This window comes from Siculibacillus lacustris (assembly GCF_004328075.1).
Classification (GTDB): Bacteria; Pseudomonadota; Alphaproteobacteria; order Rhizobiales; family Ancalomicrobiaceae; genus Siculibacillus; species Siculibacillus lacustris.
Map to the genome: position 1 here is coordinate 1 of NZ_SJFN01000042.1, position 22,107 is coordinate 22,107.

Below are 22,107 nucleotides of genomic sequence, written 5' to 3' on the forward strand. Positions count from 1 at the left end.
GCCACCGGCAGCTCCTTCGACCTCGCCGGCGGCAACGACAAGCTGGTGCTCGGCGCCTTCGTCAACACGGTCACGGTGTCGAACATCGAGACGGTGGTCGGCGCGGCTTCGTCCGACACGGTGACGCTGGCCACCCAGTTCACCGGCGGCACCCTCGATCTGGGCGCCGGCAGCGACAAGCTGACCCTCGGCCTGTTCGACAACACGGTGACGGTCGCCGGCATCGAAACGGTGATCGGCGTCGGTTCGGCCGACGTGGTGACCCTCGCGGCGGCGACCACCGGTGTGATCCTCGACCTCGGCGGCGGCATCGACCAGCTGACCTTCGCGGCGGCGGGTGCGACGGTGACGGTCGCCAACATCGAGACAGTGACGGGTTCGGCGGTCGCCGATCTCGTGACCCTCAACGCCCAGTCGACCGGGTCGACCTATGATCTGGCCGACGGCAACGACCGGCTGATCCTCGGGGCCTTCACCAATACGGTGACGGTGACCAACGTCGAGACGGTGACCGGCGGCATCTCCGGCGACACCGTGACCTTCGGCGCGGCCTTCACCGGCGGCACCGTCGACCTCGGCGCCGGCAGCGACAGCCTGAGCTTCGACGCGACCGGCGCGACCGTGACCCTCGCCAATGTCGAGACCGTGACCGGCCTCGCCGGCGACGATCTCGTCACCTTCTCGGCGGCGGTGACCGACCTGACGGCCGATCTCGGCGCCGGCGGCGACAAGCTGGTGCTCGGGGCCTTCGTCAACACCGTCACCCTGGCGAACGTCGAGACGATCATCGGTGGCAACCTCGTCGACACGGTGACCCTGTCCGGGGCCTTCACCGGCGACACCATCGATCTCGGCGGTGGGGCCGACAAGCTGACGCTCGGCACCTTCACCAACACGGTCACGGTGTCGAACACCGAGACCATCATCGGTGGCGGCTCGGTCGACACCGTGGTGCTGGCGTCGCAGACCACCCGCGGCCTCATCGACCTCGGGGCCGGTGGTGACAAGCTGACGCTCGGCACCTTCGACAACACGGTGACGGTCGCCAACGTCGAGACGATCACCGGCGCCGCCTCCTCCGACACGGTGAGCTTCGCCGCTCAGGCGACCGGCTCGACGGTCGATCTCGGCGACGGGTCCGACCGACTGATCCTCGGTGGCTTCACCAACACGGTGACGGTCAGCAACGTCGAGACGATCACCGGCGGCCTGTCGGCCGATACGGTGACGCTGGGTGGCGTGGCCGCCGGCATCGCCATCGACCTCGGGCTGGGGGCCGACGCCCTGACGCTCGGGGCCTACGACAACACCGTGACGGTGGCCAACGTCGAAACCATCACCGGTGTCGGCTCCGCCGATCTGGTGACCCTGACGTCCCAGGCGACCGGCTCGACCATCGACCTCGGCGGCGGCACCGATACGCTGACGCTGGCGACCTTCATCAACACCGTGACGGTGGCCAATGTCGAAACCCTGACCGGCGGCGCGTCCTCCGACCTGGTCACGGTCTCGGCTCAGATCACCGGCGCCATGATCGACCTCGGGGTCGGCTCCGACAGTCTGACGCTCGGCACCTTCGACAACACGCTGACCGTCGGCAACGTCGAGACGATCACCGGTGGCGCCTCGGCCGATCTGGTGACCCTGTCGGCGCAGGTCCAGCGCGGCACCTTCGACTTCGGTGCCGGAACCGACAGCCTGACGCTCGGCGCCTTCGTCAACACCGTGACGGTCTCCAACCTCGAGTCCCTGACCGGTGGGGCCTCGGCCGACACCGTCACCTTCGCCGGCCAGGCTACGGGTGCGACCATCGATCTCTCCGACGGGACCGATCGTCTGACGCTGGCGAACTTCGCCAACACGGTGACGGTCTCCAACGTCGAGACCCTGACCGGTGGTGCGGTGTCCGACACGGTGACGCTGGGCGGCGCGGGAGCCGGTGGCTTCCTCGACCTCGGCGCGGGCAACGACACGCTGACCCTGAATGCCGCGGGGTCGACGGTGACGGCGGCCAATGCCGAGACGATCACCGGCGGAACCGGCGACGACGCGGTGACCGTGTCGGCGGCGAGCGGCGGCATGAACATCGATCTCGGAACCGGGACCGATCAGCTGACGCTGACCTCCGGCATCACCGCCACGGTGGCGGGTGCCGAGACGATCACCGGCAGCTCGGGGATCGATCTGATCGTCATCTCCGGGTCGACCGCGGCGACGGTGTCGCTGGGGGCGGGCAACGACCGGGTGGTCTCGGGCCTCGGGGTCGACACTCTGACCGGCGGGGCGGGGGCGGACCAGTTCGTCTTCACGGCCATCGGCCAGTCCGCGACCGGCTCGGCGGATACGATCACCGACTTCGTGCCGGGATCCGACACGCTGGTGTTCGACAACTCGCTGCTCACCGGGACCTTCTCCTACGAGGGCAGCGCGACGCTGACCGCCACGGGCCACAGTCAGGCCTCGTTCGACGACGCCTCGCACACCCTGTCGGTGGATACCGACGGCGACGGGACGGCGGACATGGAAATCAAGCTCACGGGCAAGACCGCGGCGGATCTGTCGCTGTCGAACTTCTCCTGGAGCTGACGGGTCGGCGACGGTGCTGGACAGGCCTCGCGGCTTTCTGGCATCGTCCTCGAACGATCGTCCGAATCGGTCTTCGGACCGGACCGAACGGGGCGGCGCGCAGGCGTGGCCCCGTTCGCGATTCCGGGGAGGCGCGGGGCGAATCGCGAGCGGGACGGCCGAGGCGGGACCTGACGATGATCGAAGTGCCGGTATCCTGGGGTGAACTGGTCGACAAGATCACCATTCTGGAAATCAAGAACGAGCGCATCACCGATGCGGACAAGCGCGCCAACGTCGCGACCGAGCTCGAGCTGCTGCGCGGCCGCCTCGCCGGGGTGCGGCTCGACGACGCAGTGCGGGCGACCACGGCGGCCCTGAAGCGGGTCAACGAGGAGCTCTGGGACATCGAGGACGAGATCCGCGACCAGGAGCGCGCCGGCACCTTCGGGGCGCGCTTCATCGAACTGGCGCGCGCGGTCTACCGCACCAACGATCGCCGCATGGACCTCAAGCGGGCGATCAACGTCGCGCTGGGTTCGGCGATCCACGAAGAAAAGTCCTACCAGCCCTATTGATCCGCAGGGTCCGGGCGCCGGACCGGCGGCCGACGTCGCACGGGCGACGAGGAGCTCCCAAGCGATGGCTCAGCCGAAGTCGCGCGATATGCTGATCGCCCGCGGTCGCGATCTGCAGGCCGCCGGCGCGGCGGCCGAGGCGGAGAGCTTCTATCGGGCGATCCTCGACGACGACCCCGACGATCACGAGGCCCTGCATCTGCTCGGGGTGGCGGCGCATCAGCGCGGCGACCATGCCGGGGCGGTGGCGACGATCCGCGGCGTGCTCGAACGGCGGCCCGACTACGTGCCGGCCTGGCAGAATCTGGTGCTGCCGCTGCTCGAACTCGATCGCGTCGAAGAGGCGGTGGCCTGTGGCCGACGGGCGGTCGATCTCGCCCCCGACAAGATCGGCGCGCGGGTCAATCTGGCGCGGGCGCTGATCCGCGCCGAACGCTTGGGCGAGGCCGAGACGGTGATTCGGGCGGCGATGGCGATCGATCCGCGCGATCCGATCCCGCTGTGCCAACTCGGCCACATCCGCCTGATCGGCGCCGCGCCGGAGGCGGCCGAGCAGCTGTTCGCCCAGGCGATCGCCGTGGCGCCGACCCATGTCGAGGCGCTCTACAACCGCGGCGTGGCGTTGCAGACGATGCTGCGCGACGACGAGGCGGCGGAGAGCTATCGCCGGGCGCTGGCGCTCGATCCCGATCATCGCGGTGCCCGGCTCAACCTCGGGGTGGCGCTGCGGGCGGTCGGGCGGGTCGGCGAGGCGCTGGCGGTGTGGCGCGGCTTCACCATCGATCCGGAGAGCTGGCCGGAACTCGCCTACGACATCGCCTGTGCCCATCTCCTCGCCGGCGACTGGCGGGCGGCGTGGCGCGGCTACGAGCATCGGCTGACCGCGACGCGGCCCTTCGTGCGGCCGCCGGCGACCACCGCGCCGCGCTGGGACGGCCGGCCGCTGCCGGGCGAAACCCTGATGGTCCATCACGAGCAGGGGCTCGGCGACACCATCCAGTTCGTGCGCTTCCTGACGGAGATCGCCGGGCGGGTCGGGCGGGTAGTGTTCGTGTGCCAGCCGGCGCTCGCGGCGCTGCTCGCCGATGCGGCGCCCTTCGTCACCGGTGCGGCGACGCTGGTGGTCGAGGGCGAGACGATCCCCGACCATGCGGTGTGGTCGCCGCTCCTGTCGCTGCCCGGCCTCGTCGATCTCGATCGGGCGAACGTGCCGTCGCGGGTGCCCTATCTGGCGGCCCAGCCGGAGCGCGTCGCCGCCTGGGCGCGCCACTTCGCGTCGGTCGAAGCCGGACGGCCGACGCCGTTCCGGGTCGGGCTGGTGTGGCAGGGCAATCCCAAGGCGCCGGTCGAGAAGGGGCGGTCGATCCCGCTCGCGGCCTTCGCGCCGCTGGCGGCGGTCGAGGGCGTCGCCTTCCACGCTCTCCAGAAGGGGCCCGGCCGGGAGCAGACCCCGCCGCCGGGAATGGAGCTCGGCGACCTCGGGCCGGCCTTCGACGAGGGCGGTGGTGCCTTCCTCGACACCGCGGCGGTGATCGCCTCGCTCGATCTGGTGATCACCTCGGACACCTCGGTCGCCCATGTCGCCGGCGCCCTGGGGCGGCCGGTGTGGCTGATCGCCAAGCGGGTGCCGGAATGGCGTTGGGGCACGACGGGCGGCGCGAGCCCATGGTATCCGACGCTGCGGATCTTCCGCCAGAGCGTCGCCGACGACTGGTCGGGGCCGATGGCCGCGGCGGCGGCCGATCTGGCGGTGCTGGTCGGGCTGCGGCACGGAGCCGGTCCGGGCGAAGGTGAGTCGGCTAACCAACTGTTCGAAGCCGGCGCGCAGGCCCATGGCGCCGGGCGCTGGGCGGAAGCCGTGGCGGCCTTCGCCAAGGTCGCGCGCGTCGCGCCGCGCTCGGCGCAGGTGCTGAACTTCCTCGGCATGGCGATGATCGAGGCCGGCGGCAATGCCCGCGCGGTGCTCGGTGCGGCGCTGCCGATCGTCGCCCATTCGGTGGCGCTGTCGCCGGACGATCCGGGCCTGTTCGCCAATCTGGCGGTGCTCCTGAAGCGGCGTGGCGATCTCGACGACGCGCGCTTCGCCCTGCTCCATGCGCTGCGCGTCGATCCGGCGCACAAGGCGGCCGGAGCCAATCTGATCAACGTCGAGACGGCGCGCGGCGACGGCGCCGCGGCCTCGGCGCGGGCGCTCGAGGTGGCGCGGCGCCACCCGACCGACGCCGGCGTCCAGGCCACCGCGGCCGAGGCGCTGCGCGCCGCGGGGCGGAACGACGAGGCGATCGCCGCGGCGACCCGGGCGGTTCGGTTGGCGCCGAAGGACGCCCGCCACCGCGTGGCGCTGGGACGGATGCGTTCCGCGGCGGGGGACAGCGACGGCGCGGCGCGGGCCTGGGAAGAGGCCCTGGCGATCGCCCCGAAGGACGCCGATGCGCTCTCCAATCTCGGCGTCCACGAACGCAGCCACGGCGAGACCGGGTTGTCGCTGTGGCTGGCGCGGCGGGCGGTCGAGGCCGATCCGGCCCATGCCGACGCCTGGAGCAATCTCGGCATCGCCGCGGGCGAACGCGAGCGGCCCGACGAGGCGCGCGAGGCCTTCGCCCGGGCGATCGCGCTGCGGCCGAGCCACGCCGACGCGCGCATGGCCTACGGCATGTCGCTGCTCGCGGAAGGGCGCTATGCCGAGGGCCTGCCGGAATACGAATGGCGGCTGAAAAGCACCCGTCTCGGCCTCGACAACCGGCCCGCGCGGATCCCGCCGTGGGGGGGGCAAGACCCGCGCGGCCGGCGCTTCCTGATCGTCGCGGAACAGGGGTTCGGCGACGCGGTGCAGTTCGTGCGCTATGCCGCGGTGCTCAAGGCGGCCGGGGCGGCGGCGGTGTGGGTCGGCGCGCGCAGCCGCCTGAAACGCCTGCTGGCCGGGGCGACCGGCGTCGACGGAGTGATCGGCGAGGGCGATTCGCTGCCGCCGGTCGATTTCCACGCCCATCTGATGAGCCTGCCGCATCTGACCGGCACCCGGGTCGAGACCATCCCGGCGCCGGTGCCCTACATCCGGCCGGATCCCGAGCGCACCACCGCCTGGGCGGCGCGACTGGCGGCCCGGACCGGCTTCCGGGTCGGACTGGTGTGGCAGGGCAATCCCGATCCGCAGGTCGATCGCGGCCGCTCGATCGCGCTCGCCGCGCTGGCGCCGCTCGCGGCGATTCCCGGCGTGCGGCTGATCGCCCTGCAGAAGGGACCGGGCAGCGAGCAGATCACCGCGGTCGCCGAGCGCATGACGGTGGAGAGCCTCGGCGAGGACTTCGACGCCGGGCCCGACGCCTTCGCCGACACCGCGGCGGTGATCGCCAATCTCGATCTGGTGATCGCCACCGATACCGCCGTGCCGCATCTCGCCGGCGCCCTCGGGCGACCGGTGTGGCTCCTGCTCAAGGCGCGGCCGGAATGGCGCTGGCTCGACGGGCGCGGCGATTCGCCGTGGTATCCGACTGCGCGACTGTTCCGTCAGAGCATCGCCGATCCGCCGGGCGAGGCGCGCTGGACGCCGGTGGTCGCCCATCTGGCGGCGGAACTGGCCCGCCTCGTGGCCGGCGACCGCTCGCGCCTCCACGACGTCACGCCGCCGCCGGCCCGCCCGTCGCCGAAGCCCCGGACGATCGCCGCCCGCTTCGCCGCGGCGCTCGCCGCCCATCGTGCCGGTCGCCACGACGAGGCGCGGCGCGGCTATGCCGATCTCCTGGCCGAGGACGGCGCCCACGGTGAAGCGCTGCACATGACCGGGGCCCTGGCGCTGCAAGAGGGCAGGCATGCCCGCGCGGCGTTCTTCTTCGCCTGCGCCCGGGCGGCGGGGCTTTCGACCGGGGAACTCGCCACCAACACCGCGGTGGCGCTGCGCCACCTCGGCCGCCTCGGCGAGGCGGAGGTGATGCTGCGGCGGGTGCTCGCCGAGACGCCGACCACGGAAGCGGCGCTGGCGCTCGGCAACGTGCTGCGCGATCAGGACCGGGCCGAAGCCGCGGTCGAGGCAATGAAGACCGCGGTGCGGCTGGCGCCGAAATCGGTCAAGGCGCTGCGCGGCCTCGGCAATGCCCTGCGCGACGACCAGGAGGTGACCCTCGCCTTGAAGGTCTTCGACCGGGCGGTCAAGCTCGACGGGGCCGACGCCGAGTTGCGGCTCGATCGGGCCCATGCGCTGCTCCAGGCCGGGCGCCTGAAGGAGGGCTTCGCCGAATATGCCTGGCGCTGGAAGAGCGCCGAGTTGCGGCCCCATCCCTACACCGCCCCGCAATGGGACGGGACGCGGCTGCGCGGCCGCACCCTGTTCGTGCACGGCGAGCAGGGGCTCGGCGATCAGATCCAGTTCCTGCGTTTCGTGATCGGCGCCGCCCAGCGCGGCGGCCGGGTGGTGGTCGGGCTCAGGCGGCAGTTGATCGCGCTGGCCCGCACGCTGCCGGTGCCGGCCGGATGCGTGATCGAATTCGCCGCGGAAGGCGGCGCGGTGCCGGCGCACGATCTGCAGATCCCGCTGCTCGGCCTGCCGGAAGTGCTCGGCACCGATCTCGCCGACCTGCCGGGCAAAGTGCCCTATCTCGCCGCCGATCCGGCGCGGGTGGCGGCGTGGCGGGCGCGCTTTGCCGACGACCGCCGGCTCAAGGTCGGGCTGATCTGGCAGGGCAATCCTTCGGCCAAGGCCGATCGCGGGCGCTCGCCGCCGCTCGCCGCGCTGGCGCCGCTCGCCGCCCTCGACGGGGTGCGGCTGATCGTGCTGCAGAAGGAACACGGGCTCGATCAGCTGGCCGGGGTCGGCTTCGCCGATCGGCTGGAGCGGCCGGCGGCCGACTTCGACGCCGGACCCGATGCCTTCCTCGATACCGCGGCGGCGATGAAGGCGCTCGATCTGGTGGTCGCCTCGGACACCGCGGCGGCCCATCTCGCCGGCGCGCTCGGGCGGCCGGCGCTCTTGATGCTCAAGCGCTCGGCCGACTGGCGCTGGCTCAAGGGGCGCGAGGATTCACCGTGGTACCCGAGCCTGACGCTGGTGCGCCAGTCGCGGCCGGGCGACTGGGGGGCGGTGGCGGCGCGGGTCGCCGAGGTGGTGGCCGAGGAGGTCGCGGCGCGCGACGGGAGACGGCGATGATCGAGGTGGAGGTCGCACGGATCCTCGAAGGCGCGCTGGCACGCCACCGGGCGGGGGCGTGGCGCGAGGCCCTGGCCGACTACGGCCGGGTGCTGGCGGCCCATCCGACCCATCCCGACGCGCTCAATCTGGCGGCCTCGGCGCTGCGCTCGAGCGGCGATCTCGCCGGCGCCCTGGGGCTCGCCCGGCGGGCGGCGGCGGCGGCGCCGCAGCGCGCCGACGTCCATTACAATCTCGGCAATGCGCTCAGCGCCGCCGGTGCCCTCGACGAGGCGGGCGCGGCCTTCGCGCGGGCCCTCGACCTCGCCTCCGACCATGCCGACGCGGCGGCCAATCTCGGCATCGTCTCGATGCGCCGCGGCGACGGGCGGGCGGCGGAGGCGGCCTATCGCCGAGCCCTGGCGATCGATCCCGGCCACCGCATCGCCGGGCTCAACCTCGCCAATCTGGTCGGCGACCAGGGGGCGACCGAGGCGGCGATCGAGTTGGCCCGCCGCGTGGTGCGCGACCATCCCGATCTCGCCGAAGGGCACTACGACCTGTCGCTGCTGCTCTTGCGACGCGGCGATCTCACCACCGGTTTTTCCGAATACGAATGGCGCTGGCGCACCGCCGACTTCTCCTCGCCGGTGCGCCATGCCGATCGGCCCGACTGGGACGGCCGGCCGATGGCCGGCAAGCGCCTGCTGATTCATGCCGAACAGGGGCTCGGCGACACGATCCAATTCGTGCGCCTGCTGCCGCTCGCCGCCTCGCTCGGGGCGCAGGTGACGCTCGAGGCGCCGAGCGTGCTGGTGGCGCTGCTCCAGGGCGTCGCCGGCGCCGAGGAGGTGACCGATCGGGTCGAGGCCGGCCTGTTCGATGCCCAGGCGCCGCTGCTCGGGCTGCCCCATCGGCTCGGCCTGACGCTCGGATCGATGCCGGCGACGGTGCCGTATCTTTCCGCCGATCCGGACCGCGTGGCGCGCTGGCGCGAGCGGTTGGCGCCCGACGGACGCCTCCTCGTCGGGGTCGGCTGGCGCGGCAATCCGGCGTCGCCCGCCGATCGCGGCCGCAGCCTCGCCGATCCGGCGCAACTGGCGTCGCTCGCCGCCGAGGGACGGCGGTTGATCGCGCTGCAGAAACTCGACCGCGAGGCGCTCGAACCGGCGGCGACCCCGAGCGGCTGGCGGGTGGCGACGGGGGGGATCGAGATCGAACATCCCGGGCCGGACTTCGATGCCGGACGCGATGCCTTCCTCGACAGCGCCGCGGTGATGACCTTGGTCGACCGGGTGGTGGTGGTCGACACCGCGCTCGCCCATCTCGCCGGGGCGCTGGCGCGGCCGACCTCGCTGCTCCTCAAGTCGGTGGCCGACTGGCGCTGGCTGGAGGGCCGCAGCGACAGCCCGCACTATCCGACGCTGGAGCTGCACCGCCAGACGATCGCCGGCGACTTCACCGGGCCGATCGCCCAGGCCGCGGTGCGGCTCGCCGGGCTCAGGCCGCGGCGCGGCGGAGCATGAAGCCCCAGTAGCGGTCGGGGCCGATCGCCAGCTCGAAGTCGACGTCGAAATGCACCACCTGATCGAAGCCGCTGCGCTGCATCAGCCGCAGCCACATGCGGTGGCCGAGCACGCTGTAGTGGTTGGGGTTGTTCTCGTGACCCGAGGCGGTGTCGGGCGAGGGCACCTCGACATAGCCGACGCCGCCGGGCTTCATGACCCGGAAGATCTCCGACAGGGTGAAGAACGGCATGATCGAATGCTCGATGGCGTGGCGGCACCACACCATGTCGAAGGACGCGTCGGGGAAGTCGAGATAGTGGAGATCCATCTCGCGCACGTCGTGGCCGGCGGCGCGACAGACCGCGACATCTTCGCCCAGCGCGATGCCGGTCGCCACCAGACCGTCCCTCGCGAACAGCCGCAGCGCCAGACCCTGGCCACAGCCGACGTCGAGCACCGTGGCGCCGGCCGGCAGCGGATGGGCCGCCTTGAAGCGCGCGTAGACCTTGGCGGTGACCTCGTCGTGGGCCGGCGACGGTTCTTCCGGGTAGACGTCGCCGCGCAGGCGCGCCAGGAAGGCGGCGAGGCGGGCGGCCGGGGCGGGAATCGCCGCCGGGGCGGCGGTGTCGGGCGCGGCGGTCTTGCGGCGGCCGGTCGGCTTGGCAGGGGTCGACATGGGCATCTCCGTCAGGCGAGCGACAGGACGATCCGCTTCATCGCGGCGGCGGTGCGGCTCCAGGTGAGGTCGGCGAGCATTTCGGCGCCGCCGGCGCCGCGGCGGCGGGCCTCGGCGCGGTCGGCGTGGGCCTGTTCGAGGGCCTCGACGATGTCGTCGACCGAGCTCTCACCCCAGCCGGCGGTGCCGCCGACCGCGGCGCCGGCGCCGGCCACCGCGGTCTGACGCCGCAGCGGGAAGCAGGCGTCGTCGTCGATCAGGTCGAGATGGCCGGTGTTGGCGGAGAGGATGGTCGGCACGCCGCAGGCCATGCATTCCATGGCGACCAGATTGGTGCCGCCCTCGGAGCGATTGGGGAACAGGGCGACGTCCATCTCGCGCAGGATCGGCGGCATGAAGGCATTGGGCACCGCGCCGAGGTCGAGGAACTGATCGTCGGCGATGCCGTTAGCCCGCGCCCAGGCGGCGGTGTCGACCGCCTTGCCGTTCGCGTCGAAGGGAATCGGCGCGGCCCGGCCGGACTGGTCGAGGGTGCGGGCGAACTGCGGCCACGGGCTGTGCCAAGCGGTGACCAGCAGGGCTTCCGGGTGGCGGCGGGCGAAGCGGGCGAAGGCGGCGACCACCAGATCCTGGCCCTTGCGCAGTTCGAGCTTGCCGCCGGAGAACACCAGGAAGCGATCGGCCTGGGTGCCGAGGCGCGGGGCGGGGTGGAACAGGGTCGGATCGATGCCCTGGATCACCGTGGTGACGTTGTCGAGCCCGTATTCGCGCAGGATCTTTTCGTTCCAGGTCGAGCCGGCGACGATCAGTTTGAAGGCCTTGGCCCGGGCGAGGGTCTCGGCGTCCATCTGCGGCACTTCGAAGAACACCACGCCGACGTCGGGGCTGCCCGACAGGCGCACGCCGTGGGCGCCGGGGGTGGTGCGGAAGTCGTTGCCGAGGGCGGCGAGCAGCGGCGAATCGACGGTGATGGTGCGGCCGGCGCGAGTGCCGAGGTCGGCGACCAACTGGCCGGAACGGATCACGAAGGGATCGAGGGCGCGGCGGCGCAGCTTGTCGACGGCGATCTGGTCCTCGCCGATCGGGAACGAACAGAAGGCCTGGAGATCGGGATCGGCGGCCCAGTGCAGGGCGAGGTTGAGGCCGTAGACCCCCCAGCCGAAGAAACTGGAGATGCCCCAATGGATGATCACCCGCCGCATCGCAGCCCCGCCTCCCGAATCGGGTGGGACGCGCGAATCGCCGGCGCCACCCCTCGCCCCGATTCCTAGAACGCGCGGGCGGCGGCGTCGATGCGGGCGGCGCCCGCGGGGCGGGAGAGCGGCCGATCCGGGTCGAATCGGCCGCCTCGAGGGCTAGCCAGCCTCCCGTCGACGCTCAGGCGTCGAGGCGGGCGGCGATCAGGGCCTTCAACTTGGCGAGATCGGCGGCGAAGGCGCGGATGCCTTCGGCGAGCTTCTCGGTCGCCATGGCGTCCTCGTTGAGGGCCCAGCGGAACGACGCCTCGTCGTGGGTGACCCAGGCCGGGGCGGGGATGGCATCGACGCCGAGGCGGCGGGGCAGATCGCCGGTGTCGGCGGCCAGCTCGTCGAGCAGCGCCGGCGAGATGGTCAGGCGGTCGCAACCGGCGAGCGCTTCGATCTCACCGACGTTGCGGAACGAGGCGCCCATCACCACGGTGGCGACGCCGCGCGCCTTGTAGGCGGCGTAGATCGAGCGCACCGAGACCACGCCCGGATCGTCTTCGGCGCCGTAGGTCTTGCCGGTCGACTTCTTGTACCAGTCGAGGATGCGGCCGACGAAGGGCGAGATCAGGAAGGCGCCGGCGTCGGCGCAGGCCATCGCCTGGGCGGGCGAGAACAGCAGGGTCAGGTTGCAGTCGATGCCTTCGCGCTGGAGCACTTCCGCGGCGCGGATGCCTTCCCAGGTCGAGGCGAGCTTGACCAGGATGCGCTCGCGGCCGATGCCGCGCGCCTGATAGGCGGCGATGATCGCCCGGGCCTTGGCGATCGAGGCGGCGGTGTCGAAGGACAGGTCGGCGTCGACCTCGGTCGAGACGCGGCCGGGGACCAGTTCGGTCAGCGCGGCGCCGACCGAGACGCCGAGCCGGTCGGCGACGGCGGAGACGACGGCGGCGCGATCGCCGGACTGGGTGCGCCCCCAGGCGACCGCATCGGCGACGCGGTCGGCGAAGTGCGGCAGTTCGACCGCCTTCAGCACCAGGGTCGGGTTGGTGGTGCAGTCGATCGGGCGGAGACGGCGGACCGCCTCGAAGTCGCCGGTGTCGGCGACCACGGTGGTCATGCTGCGCAACCGATCGAGTTTGGATTCCGCCATGTTCGTGCCTTTCCAGGTCGGTGGCGACCCGGATCCGGCGGTTCGATCGTGGGCGTCGAACGCTGCTTCGGAACGGCCGCCGCACGGGGCTGCGGGGGGGCGTCGATGAGCTCGCGGACGAGCTCTCGGCGACCGCCGGACCATGATCCCATCGCGATCGGAGATCAACAGGAAGCGCAAACAATCCGCATCGCGAAAGCTATTTCTGTTTGAGCCGCGGCGACGGGTCGCAACCGCTCAGTCGGAGACCGGTTCGGTTGAGGCGATCTCGATGCCGAATCCCTCGAGGCCGACGTAGCGTCGCGGCCGCGACGAGAACAGACGGATCGAGGTGACGCCGAGGTCGCGCAGGATCTGGGCGCCGAGGCCGATCTCGCGCCAGTCCTCGACGCGGGCGGCGGCGGAGCCGTGGCCTTCGAGTTCGGCGCGGGCGAGGCTCTCGGGATCGACCGGCGCGGCGACCGGGGCGGGACGGCGATCGGCGGCGCGGGTGACCCCGACCGAACCTTCGCGCAGATAGACGATGATGCCGCGGCCCTGGGCACCCATCCGGGCCATCAGCCGGTCGAGGCCGCGGGTCTTGCCGAAGACGTCGTCGACCACCGATTCCAGGTGCAGACGGACCGGCACGTCGCGGCCGTCACGGATGTCGCCCCACACCACCGCGAGGTGGTGCATCGGATCGAAGGCGGTGGCGTAGGTGACGGCGCGGGCGCGGCCGGCCGGCGTCTCGATCGACAGTTCGGCGATGCGCTCGACCAGGCGGTCGTTGCGCTGGCGATAGGCGATCAGCTCGGCGACCGAGACGATCTTGAGGCCATGGGCGGCGGCGAAGTCGGCGACCTGGGTGCCGCGCTTGACGGTGCCGTCGTCGTTGACCAGTTCGGACAGCACGCCGACCGGCGACAGGCCGGCCAGCCGGCACAGATCGATCGCCGCTTCGGTGTGGCCGGAGCGGATCAGCACGCCACCGTCGCGGGCGATCAGCGGGAAGACGTGGCCGGGACGGACGAAGTCGACGGCGCCGACGTTGGGATTGGTCAGCGCGCGGATGGTGTTGCAGCGCTCCTCGGCGGAGATGCCGGTGGTCATGCCGTGGCGGTGGTCGATCGATACCGTGAAGGCGGTGGCGAGCGGCGCGTCGTTGGCGGCGACCATCGGGTCGAGCCGCAGGCGATGGGCGAGGTCGCGGGTGATCGGCGCGCAGACGATGCCCGAGGTGTGGCGGATGAAGAAGGCGAGCTTCTCGGTGGTGGCGTGTTCGGCGGCGAGGATCAGATCGCCCTCGTTCTCGCGATCGGCATCGTCGGTGACGACGACGATCTCCCCCTGTTCGAAGGCGCGGATCGCTTCGGCGACGCGGGTCTGGCTCATGGACATCTCCTGGACGACGGCGTCGCGCGGCGACAGGCCGAGAAAATCGTTGGGGGTGACGGCCTCGCCGGTGGCGAGGCTGATGCGTCGGGCGGTCTCACGCGAGATCCAGACCTCGGGATCGTTGCACAGCGCGGTCACCGCCGCCGGCGAGAGGCCGGCACGGCGCGCGAAGGCGCTGCGGGTTTCCTTGTGACGGGCGAGCCAATGGTCGAGGCGCATGGCCGGACCATAGATCCGGCGGGCCTTCAGCGCAACGGAATGGTCGTTCGCTTTTCAGTGACACTGAATATCTGCCGCGTGACCGCCCGGCGACCACCCCGTTACCATCCCGTAAACCCTCGGTGACCGCCCCGCGACGGCTGCGACGGGGCGCGACCGGACGCGCCGTGGACGGCCGGCCCGATCCGTGCGATCGAAGGGAGCGAAGGCCCGGTTCGGGCCGATGCGACGAGGTCGACAGATGAAGCTGCTGCGGTACGGCGAACCCGGCCAGGAACGGCCGGGCCTTCTCGATGCGGACGGACGGATCCGCGATCTCTCCGGGGTGATCGACGATCTCGCCGGCGCGGCGCTCTCTCCGGAGAACTTGGCGCGGCTCGCCGGGCTCGATCCGACGAGCCTGCCCGTGGTCGCCGGCACGCCGCGGCTCGGACCCTGCGTCGCCGGGGTCGGCAAGTTCGTGTGCATCGGCCTCAACTATTCCGACCATGCCGCCGAGACCGGGGCCACCGTGCCGCCCGAACCGATCGTCTTCCTCAAGGCGACCTCGGCGATCACCGGGCCGAACGACCGGATCGAGATCCCGCGCGGCTCGGTCAAGACCGACTGGGAGGTCGAGCTCGGGGTGGTGATCGGCAAGACCGCCCGCTACGTCTCGGTCGAGGAGGCCTTCGACCACGTCGCCGGCTATTGCGTGGTCAACGACGTCTCGGAGCGGGCCTTCCAGATCGAACATCACGGCCAGTGGACCAAGGGCAAGTCGGCCGACACCTTCGGGCCGATCGGGCCGTGGCTGGTGACCCGCGACGAGGTCGCCGATCCGCAGGCGCTCGGGCTGTGGCTCGAGGTCGACGGGGTGCGGCGCCAGAACGGCTCGACCCGGACCATGGTCTACGGCGTCGCCTTCCTGATCTCCTACCTGTCGCGCTTCATGAGCCTGCAGCCGGGCGACATCATCTCGACCGGCACACCGCCGGGCGTCGGCATGGGCCTGAAGCCGCCGGTGTTCCTGGTGCCGGGCAACGTGGTACGCCTCGGAGTCGAAGGGCTCGGCGAACAACGACTGACGGTGGTTTCGGGTTGAACGACGCCGACCGGCCGGGCGGACGAGGGCCCGGTCGCGCGGCGGGACGGCGAGCGGCGGACGGATTCGGTCCCTCGTCGGGGTGACGTCGATGTGACGATCCCGATCAGGGCTTACCCGGAGAGAAACCCGTCGCAAACCAACGTATTATTCCAGCGCGATCGAAGCGGCGAAACAACCACGCGGTTTCGGCTCGGTCGCCGAATGGGGCATGTGCGGGTTCGTCTCGGACTCACGGGAGTGGTCCGGCGGATCCGTCGTGACGCGAGTAGTGCCGCAATTCAGACGCAACGGGTGATGGGATGACGCTTTCCGTAGAACTGCTCGACGACATGAACCGTCGTCGGGAGGAGATCCTGGCGGGTGGCGGCGCCGACAAGCTCGCCCAGCGTCACGAAAAGGGGCTGATGACGGCGCGCGATCGACTCGCCGCGCTGTTCCAGGAAGCGACCTTCCAGGAGATGGGCACCCACGTCCAACACTCCGCCCGCTACTTCGGCATGGAGAAGAAGGTCCTGCCGGCCGACGGCGTGGTGGTCGGCACCGGCTACGTCGGTGGGCGTCTGGTCTCGGCCTTCAGCCAGGACTTCACGGTGGTCGGCGGCTCGCTCGGCAAGATGCACGCCAAGAAGATCGTGATGCTGATGCAGGCGGCGGCCAAGCTCGGCTCGCCGATCGTCGCCTTCAAGGATTCCGCCGGCGCCCGCATCCAGGAGGGCGTCGACGCGCTGTCCGGCTACGGCGACGTGTTCTACCAGAACGTCTATCTGTCGGGTGTCGTCCCCCAGATCGCCGTGGTGTGCGGCCCCTGCGCCGGTGGCGCGGCCTATTCGCCGGCGCTGATGGACTTCATCATCATGACCCGGAAGAACGCCTACATGTTCATCACCGGGCCGGAGGTCATCAAGGCGGTGACCGGCAAGGCGGTGACCATGGACGAGGTCGGCAGCGCCGACATGCACGCCTCGGTCTCCGGCAACGTCCACTTCCTCGCCGAGGACGACACCGACGCGGTGCGCATCGTCCACAAGCTCCTGTCCTACCTGCCGTCGAACAATTCCGAGGATCCGCCGCATCACCCGTCGCCGGCGATTTCGCTGGCCGAAGACGACGGCATGCGCGCCCTGATCCCCGACGATTCGCAGAAGCCGATGGACGTGCGCGGGGTGATCGAGCACATCGTCGATCCGGGCGAGTTCTTCGAGGTGCACCGGTCCTTCGCCGAGAACCTGATCGTCGGCTTCGCCCGCATCGAGGGCATGGTGGTCGGCCTGGTCGCCAACCAGCCGGCGGTGCGCGCCGGCGCCCTCGACATGGACGCCGCCGACAAGGGCGCCCGCTTCATCCGCTTCTGCAACGCCTTCAACATCCCCCTGGTGACCCTGGTCGACGTGCCCGGCTTCCTGCCCGGCGTCGAACAGGAACGCGGCGGCATCATCCGCCACGGCGCCAAGCTGCTGTTCGCCTATGCCTCGTGCACCGTGCCCAAGGTCACGGTGATCCTGCGCAAGGCCTACGGCGGCTCCTATCTGGCGATGTGCAGCCAGGAGATGGGCGCCGACTTCGTGTTCGCCTGGCCGACCGCGGAGATCGCGGTGATGGGCGCCGAGGGCGCGATCAAGGTGCTCTACAGCAAGGAACTCAAGGCGGCCGAAGATCCCAAGGCCAAGGTCCGCGAACTGGCCGCGGCCTATCGCGCCGAGTTCGCCTCGCCCTACATGTCGGCCGGCAACGGCTACATCACCGACGTCATCGATCCGGCGATCACCCGTTCGACGATCGCCCTGTCGCTGCGCAAGGCGCTGACCAAGCGCGAACTGCGGCCGCCGAAGAAGCACGGCAACATCCCGCTGTGACGCAGTCGACGAGGCATTCGGAGGAGGGCAGACGATGAACCTCGAATTGGTGACGGACGGGCTCGCGGTGATCGGTGCGGGCACCTGCCTCTATTGGGCGATCCGTGCGATCGGGAGCGCGCTCGGCTGGATCGAACGGTCGGAGATCGCCCGTCAGGCCGCCGAGAGCGCCGCCGCGCCGGTGCCGCCGGCACGGCCGGCCGCGGCCGCCCGCAAGCCGGTGGCGGCGCCGACCTTCGGCATCCCCGCGGCCCATGTCGCGGCGATCGCCGCGGCGGTGGCGGTGATCGCCGAAGGCCACAAGGTGGTGTTCATCGAAGACAGCAACATCGGCCACGCCTGGGCCAGCGAAGGCCGCTGGATGCACCAGACGTCCCATCGCACGCATTGACGCAAGACGGATCGACCGAGGAGCATCCCCCCATGCAGAAGAAGTTCAAGATCAGCGTCGACGGTCACGCCTACGACGTCGTCGTCGAAGAAGTGGCGAGTGAGTTCACGGCCTCGGGCACCTTCCAGCAGACCGCCGCCACCGCGGTGGCCGGTGCTGCGGCCGTCGCCGCTCCCGCTCCGGCGGCCGCCCCCGCCGCCGAGAAGCCGGTCGCCGGTGCCGGCGCCGAAATCGCACCGCTCGCCGGCGTCGTCGAGTCGGTCGACGTGGTGGTCGGCCAGACGGTCGCGGCCGGTGCCAAGATCGCCACCATCGAGGCGATGAAGATGAAGACCGAGGTGTTCGCCAAGGGCGCCGGTACGGTCGCGTCGATCGCGGTCAAGCCGGGCGATCCGGTCGACAGCGGCGGCGTGCTGCTCACCCTGGCCTGAAGGAAACTCCGATGACGATCGTTCCGGACACCCTCTACGGCGCCGTCCTGCTGTCGGTGATCGACTTCGGTCTTTCCTTCGTGATGATCGCCGGAATCGGCATCGTCCTCGCGCTGTTCCCGCTGCTCAACCGGCTCGGCAAGATCGACGAAAAGGAGCTGCGCAAGGGCGGGCACTGAAGCCCCCCTTCCGCTCCTCGAGTCAAAGGAGACTGCGTTGCAGGACCAATTGATCGTCTTCCTCGAAGCCATGTACGCCCAGACGGGCCTGGCCTACTTCTCCTGGGGCAACCTGATCATGATCGCCATCGGGGCGACGATGATCTATCTGGCCATGGTGAAGAAGTATGAGCCGCTGCTGCTGGTCGGCATCGGCTTCTCCTGCATCATCTCCAATGTTCCGGCGTCGGCGTTGGGGTCGGAGCTGGTCCAGGCGAACGGCCTGTTCCACTATGCCTATCAGGGCGTGGCGCTGCTGATCATCCCGCCGCTGATCTTCTTCGGCGTCGGTGCGATGACCGATTTCGCGCCGATGATCGCCAATCCCAAGCTGGTGATCCTCGGGGCCGCCGCCCATCTCGGCATCTTCGTGGCGCTGATCGGGGCCAAGGTGCTCGGCTTCAGCCTCGCCGAAGCCGGCGCGATCGGCATCATCGGCGGCGCCGACGGACCGATGGCGATCTTCGTGACGGTCAAGCTGGCGCCGCATCTCCTGCCGCAGATTTCGGTCGCCGCCTATTCCTACATGGCGCTGATGCCGCTGATCCAGCCGCCGGTGATGAAGCTCCTGACCTCGCGCGAGGAGCGGCTGATCCGGATGAAGCAGTCGCGCCACGTCACGCGGCTGGAGAAGGTCGCCTTCCCGGTGGTGATCGGGGTGATCGTCAACCTGTTCTTCCCGCCGGTGGCACCGCTGATCACCATGCTGATGCTCGGCAACCTGTTCCGCGAGGTCCTGGTGGTCGACCGTCTGGCCAAGACCGCGGCCAACGATCTGATGAACGTGATCATCATCTGCCTGACGGTGGCGATCGGGTCGACCATGTCGGCCGACACCTTCCTGACCATCGACACGCTGGAGATCGTGGCGCTCGGCCTCGTCGCCTTCGTGTTCGGCACCGGTTCGGGCGTGGTCGGGGCCAAGGTCATGAACCTGTTCCTGACCGAGAAGATCAACCCGTTGCTCGGCTCGGCCGGCATCGCCTCGGTGCCGATCGCCGCCCGGGTCAGCCACATCGTGGCGCTCAAGGAAGACAAGGAAAACTATCTGATCTATCACGCGATGGGACCGAACCTCGCCGGCGTGTTCGGCACGGCGATCTCGGGCGGCATCATGCTGGCGCTGCTCGGCGTGAAGTGATCGGGGCGCATTCAGGGGATACGCCTCGTTGGGCGGGTTCGGCCGAGGGCCGGATCCGCCCTTTTTTCGTTCGTGGCGTGCGGCGCGACCCGGTCCCTCCCGGCGACACGGGGGAACCACACACGAACATGTCATACTTTCGTCTAATACGACCTCTTGAAAGGCGCGGTCCGCGGCCCTTTATCTCCGAAGCGGGGATGAATGCGACGGTTTGTCGCAGACCCTCGCCCGACCTCAGGAGAGAACCATGACCCATCCGTCCAGCCCCGTGACCGAATCCACCTCCGCCCGCATCGTCGGCGGTCTCGCTGCCGCCGTGCCGGTCGGCGCCTTCGCGGCCCTCACCGTCGGCGTGGTCGCCGCCCGCTTCGCGCTCTACGCCCACGGCGTGTGAGGTCGGTCGTTCCGAGCCTCACAGACCGCGCTCGGCCATGAAGGCGCGGACTTCGGCGAGGCGCGGAAGGTCGGCGCCGCGGCGCGAACAGGTCAGCGCGGCGGCGGCGGCGGCGAAGCGGATCACCGGCTCCAGCGTGTCGAGATCGACGGTCGCCAGTTTCGCCTTGGACAGGAGGTCGCGATCGGCGAGCCGATCGATCAGCGCCGCCTGGAAGGTGTCGCCGGCGCCGACCGTGTCGATCACCGTGACCGGCACGGCGGGCACGAAGCGCGAGCGGCCGGCCACCGCCACGGTGGCGCCGCGTCCACCGTCGGTGACCACCGCGAGGCGCGGGCCGGCCAGCGACCAGCGTTCGGCGACCGCGGCGGCATCGGTCTCGCCATAGAGCCATTCGACGTCCTCGATGCTCGCCTTGACCAGATCGGCGCGGGCGAGAACATCGGCGAAGCGGGCGAGATAGGCCGGCCGGTCGCCGATCAGCGAGGCGCGGATGTTGGGATCGAGCGAGATCACCCGGGTCTCGCCGACCCGCTTCAGGAAGCCGTGCAGGGTCGAGGCGGTCGGCTCCAGAACCAGCGACACCGAGCCGAAGTGGACGCAGGCGAGCTCGTCGGGCAGCACCGTCGGCAGATCGGCCTCGGTCAACGAGCGATCGGCGGCGGCATCGGCATAGAAGGCGTAGTTGGGCTGGCCGGCGGCGTCGATGGCGACGAAGGCCATGGTGGTCGGGCGCGCGGCGCGGACCACGAAGCGGCGGTCGATGCCTTCCCGCCCGAGGAACTCCCACAAGCGATCCCCGAACATGTCGGTCGACAGGCTGGTCAGATAGGCGGTGTCGCGGCCGAGGCGCGACAGGCCGAGGGCGACGTTGAGCGGCGAGCCGCCGATCACCGGTTCGAACAGGCGGCGTCCGTCGACGTCGACGGAGATCATGTCGAAGAGGGCTTCGCCGGTCGAGAGGATCATGGGCTGCAGAACCTCGGTCGGCCACGTCGGGCGTTTCGTCGGGGCGGGCGGACGGCCCGCGGCACTTCGGGAAAGAGACCCGCGAGGACCGGGGCAGGTCCCCGCGGGTTCAGGTGCGGGCGAACGGGGGAGGCGCGTGCCGGACCGTTCTGCTCGGGAGCGGTCCCCCGCGCCGCGCCTTCGGGCGGCGGCGCGGGGTCGGGGAGGGGCCGCGAACGATTTCCGTCCGCGGCCCGGCCCTGGGATCAGTGCGACGACCAGCCCGCGTAGTCCTTGACGTTGTCGCGGGTGATCAGCTTCGAGGGCATCAGGATCTCGGTCTTCTCGGGCTTCTTGCCGTTCATGATGCCATAGCCGATTTCGACGGCGATCTGGGCCATCTTGAACGGATCCTGGCTCGACGAAGCCTGGACCATGGTGTCGCCCTTGAGGGCGTCTTCGATGTCCGGGGCGCCGTCGACGGCGGTGATGATGATCCCCGAGCGCTTCAGCTGCTTGGCGGCGAGGTCGGTGCCGATCGCCTGCGGGTCGTTGATCGCGAACACCGCGTCGATCTTCGGGAAGCGGGTCAGGTGACCCTGCATGACGGCGAGGCCGCCTTCACGCGAGCCCTTGGCGTCCTGGTCGTCGGAGAGGACCTTGATGCCGGGGTTCTTGGCGAAGACCTGCTTGCAGCCGGTGACGCGGTCGACGACGGCGGTCACCTGCGGGCCGTTCTGGATGATCACGTCGCCCTTGCCGCCGAGCTTGTCGACGATGTACTGGCAGGCGATCTGGCCGGCCTGGACGTTGTCGGTCATGACCGTCGCGTCGACGCCGTCGGAGCCGACGTCCACCGCCACCACGACGATGCCGGCGGCCTGGGCCTTCTTGACGGCCGGGGCGAGGGCCTGCTTGTCGGCGGCGTTGAGCATGATCAGGTCGACGCCGGCGGCGATGAAGTTGTCGATCTGGGTGACCTGCTTGCCGAGGTCGTATTCGAAGCCCATGGCCTGGACTTCGACCTTGGGATTGATCTCCTTGGCCTTGACTTCGGCGCCCTTGGCGAGCGCGACGAAGAACGGATTGCCCATCGACCCGAGCGAGATGCCGATCTTCTTGAGGTCCTTGGCTTCGGCGACGCCGACGCTCAGGCCCGCGGAGACCAGGGCCGCGACACCGGCGAGAAGGATCTTCTTCATCATTTCGACTTCCTCCAACGGTCGCTTGGTTTTGCGACCGGACGCGCGACCGCGCTTCGTCCG

Annotated in this window: 17 protein-coding genes; 11 read left to right on the plus strand and 6 right to left on the minus strand. The window is 70.5% G+C overall.

The window, feature by feature from the left end:
- The 4 genes from EYW49_RS23110 to EYW49_RS19965 form a co-directional block, all read left to right on the plus strand.
- On the plus strand, positions 1–2,586 hold a 2,586-nt coding region (locus EYW49_RS23110; protein ID WP_165498346.1), incomplete at its 5' end, for a beta strand repeat-containing protein.
- Positions 2,587–2,762: 176 nt separating this feature from the next.
- The gene (locus EYW49_RS19955; RefSeq protein ID WP_131311393.1) at positions 2,763–3,143 is read left to right on the plus strand and encodes a DUF6165 family protein; all 381 of its coding nucleotides are present in this window, start codon (positions 2,763–2,765) and stop codon (positions 3,141–3,143) included.
- Positions 3,144–3,207: 64 nt separating this feature from the next.
- Positions 3,208–8,283 carry a tetratricopeptide repeat protein gene (locus EYW49_RS19960; RefSeq protein WP_131311394.1) on the plus strand — a complete coding sequence of 1,692 codons (5,076 nt, stop codon included), beginning with the start codon at positions 3,208–3,210 and terminating at the stop codon, positions 8,281–8,283.
- Positions 8,280–9,788 (plus strand): tetratricopeptide repeat protein, encoded by a 1,509-nt coding sequence (locus EYW49_RS19965; RefSeq protein WP_131311395.1) that lies wholly within the window; start codon positions 8,280–8,282, stop codon positions 9,786–9,788. The genes EYW49_RS19960 and EYW49_RS19965 overlap by 4 nt, the downstream gene beginning before the upstream one ends.
- On the opposite strand, the gene EYW49_RS19970 is transcribed toward EYW49_RS19965, so the two are convergent.
- The 4 genes from EYW49_RS19970 to ribB all read right to left on the minus strand — a co-directional run bounded on the left by EYW49_RS19970 (position 9,763) and on the right by ribB (position 14,379).
- Entirely contained in the window at positions 9,763–10,446 is a 684-nt protein-coding gene (locus EYW49_RS19970) for a class I SAM-dependent methyltransferase (protein WP_206365512.1), read from the minus strand. The genes EYW49_RS19965 and EYW49_RS19970 overlap by 26 nt on opposite strands.
- Before the next feature lie 11 nt (positions 10,447–10,457).
- Positions 10,458–11,648, minus strand: coding sequence for a glycosyltransferase family 4 protein (locus tag EYW49_RS19975; RefSeq protein WP_131311397.1), 1,191 nt, complete (start codon positions 11,646–11,648; stop codon positions 10,458–10,460).
- Between the two features lie 175 nt (positions 11,649–11,823).
- Positions 11,824–12,783 carry a transaldolase gene (gene tal / locus EYW49_RS19980; protein ID WP_131311398.1) on the minus strand — a complete coding sequence of 320 codons (960 nt, stop codon included), beginning with the start codon at positions 12,781–12,783 and terminating at the stop codon, positions 11,824–11,826.
- 237 nt (positions 12,784–13,020) lie between these two features.
- The gene (ribB, locus tag EYW49_RS19985) at positions 13,021–14,379 is read right to left on the minus strand and encodes a 3,4-dihydroxy-2-butanone-4-phosphate synthase (protein WP_131311399.1); all 1,359 of its coding nucleotides are present in this window, start codon (positions 14,377–14,379) and stop codon (positions 13,021–13,023) included.
- A gap of 241 nt (positions 14,380–14,620) precedes the next feature.
- Here ribB and EYW49_RS19990 point away from each other — a divergent pair, with 241 nt between their 5' ends.
- The 7 genes from EYW49_RS19990 to EYW49_RS23120 all read left to right on the plus strand — a co-directional run bounded on the left by EYW49_RS19990 (position 14,621) and on the right by EYW49_RS23120 (position 19,894).
- A complete protein-coding gene (locus EYW49_RS19990) occupies positions 14,621–15,463 on the plus strand; it encodes an ureidoglycolate lyase (protein ID WP_131311400.1) in 843 nt (280 codons plus the stop codon).
- Positions 15,464–15,765: 302 nt separating this feature from the next.
- Complete coding sequence (locus EYW49_RS19995; RefSeq protein ID WP_131311401.1) at positions 15,766–17,319, plus strand: acyl-CoA carboxylase subunit beta; 1,554 nt, start codon at positions 15,766–15,768, stop codon at positions 17,317–17,319.
- A 34-nt stretch (positions 17,320–17,353) separates the two neighbouring features.
- The gene (locus EYW49_RS20000) at positions 17,354–17,710 is read left to right on the plus strand and encodes a hypothetical protein (RefSeq protein WP_131311402.1); all 357 of its coding nucleotides are present in this window, start codon (positions 17,354–17,356) and stop codon (positions 17,708–17,710) included.
- 32 nt (positions 17,711–17,742) lie between these two features.
- A complete protein-coding gene (locus EYW49_RS20005; protein WP_131311403.1) occupies positions 17,743–18,141 on the plus strand; it encodes a biotin/lipoyl-containing protein in 399 nt (132 codons plus the stop codon).
- A gap of 11 nt (positions 18,142–18,152) precedes the next feature.
- The gene (locus tag EYW49_RS23115; RefSeq protein WP_165498347.1) at positions 18,153–18,320 is read left to right on the plus strand and encodes a hypothetical protein; all 168 of its coding nucleotides are present in this window, start codon (positions 18,153–18,155) and stop codon (positions 18,318–18,320) included.
- A gap of 37 nt (positions 18,321–18,357) precedes the next feature.
- A complete protein-coding gene (locus tag EYW49_RS20010) occupies positions 18,358–19,500 on the plus strand; it encodes a sodium ion-translocating decarboxylase subunit beta (protein ID WP_131311404.1) in 1,143 nt (380 codons plus the stop codon).
- Between the two features lie 247 nt (positions 19,501–19,747).
- Positions 19,748–19,894 (plus strand): hypothetical protein, encoded by a 147-nt coding sequence (locus EYW49_RS23120; RefSeq protein WP_165498348.1) that lies wholly within the window; start codon positions 19,748–19,750, stop codon positions 19,892–19,894.
- Between the two features lie 18 nt (positions 19,895–19,912).
- Here the strand turns inward: EYW49_RS23120 and EYW49_RS20015 are convergent, their stop codons facing one another.
- Both EYW49_RS20015 and EYW49_RS20020 read right to left on the minus strand, forming a co-directional pair.
- Entirely contained in the window at positions 19,913–20,863 is a 951-nt protein-coding gene (locus EYW49_RS20015; RefSeq protein WP_131311405.1) for a carbohydrate kinase family protein, read from the minus strand.
- A gap of 245 nt (positions 20,864–21,108) precedes the next feature.
- Positions 21,109–22,047, minus strand: coding sequence for an ABC transporter substrate-binding protein (locus EYW49_RS20020; RefSeq protein WP_131311406.1), 939 nt, complete (start codon positions 22,045–22,047; stop codon positions 21,109–21,111).
- Positions 22,048–22,107 lie beyond the last annotated feature (60 nt).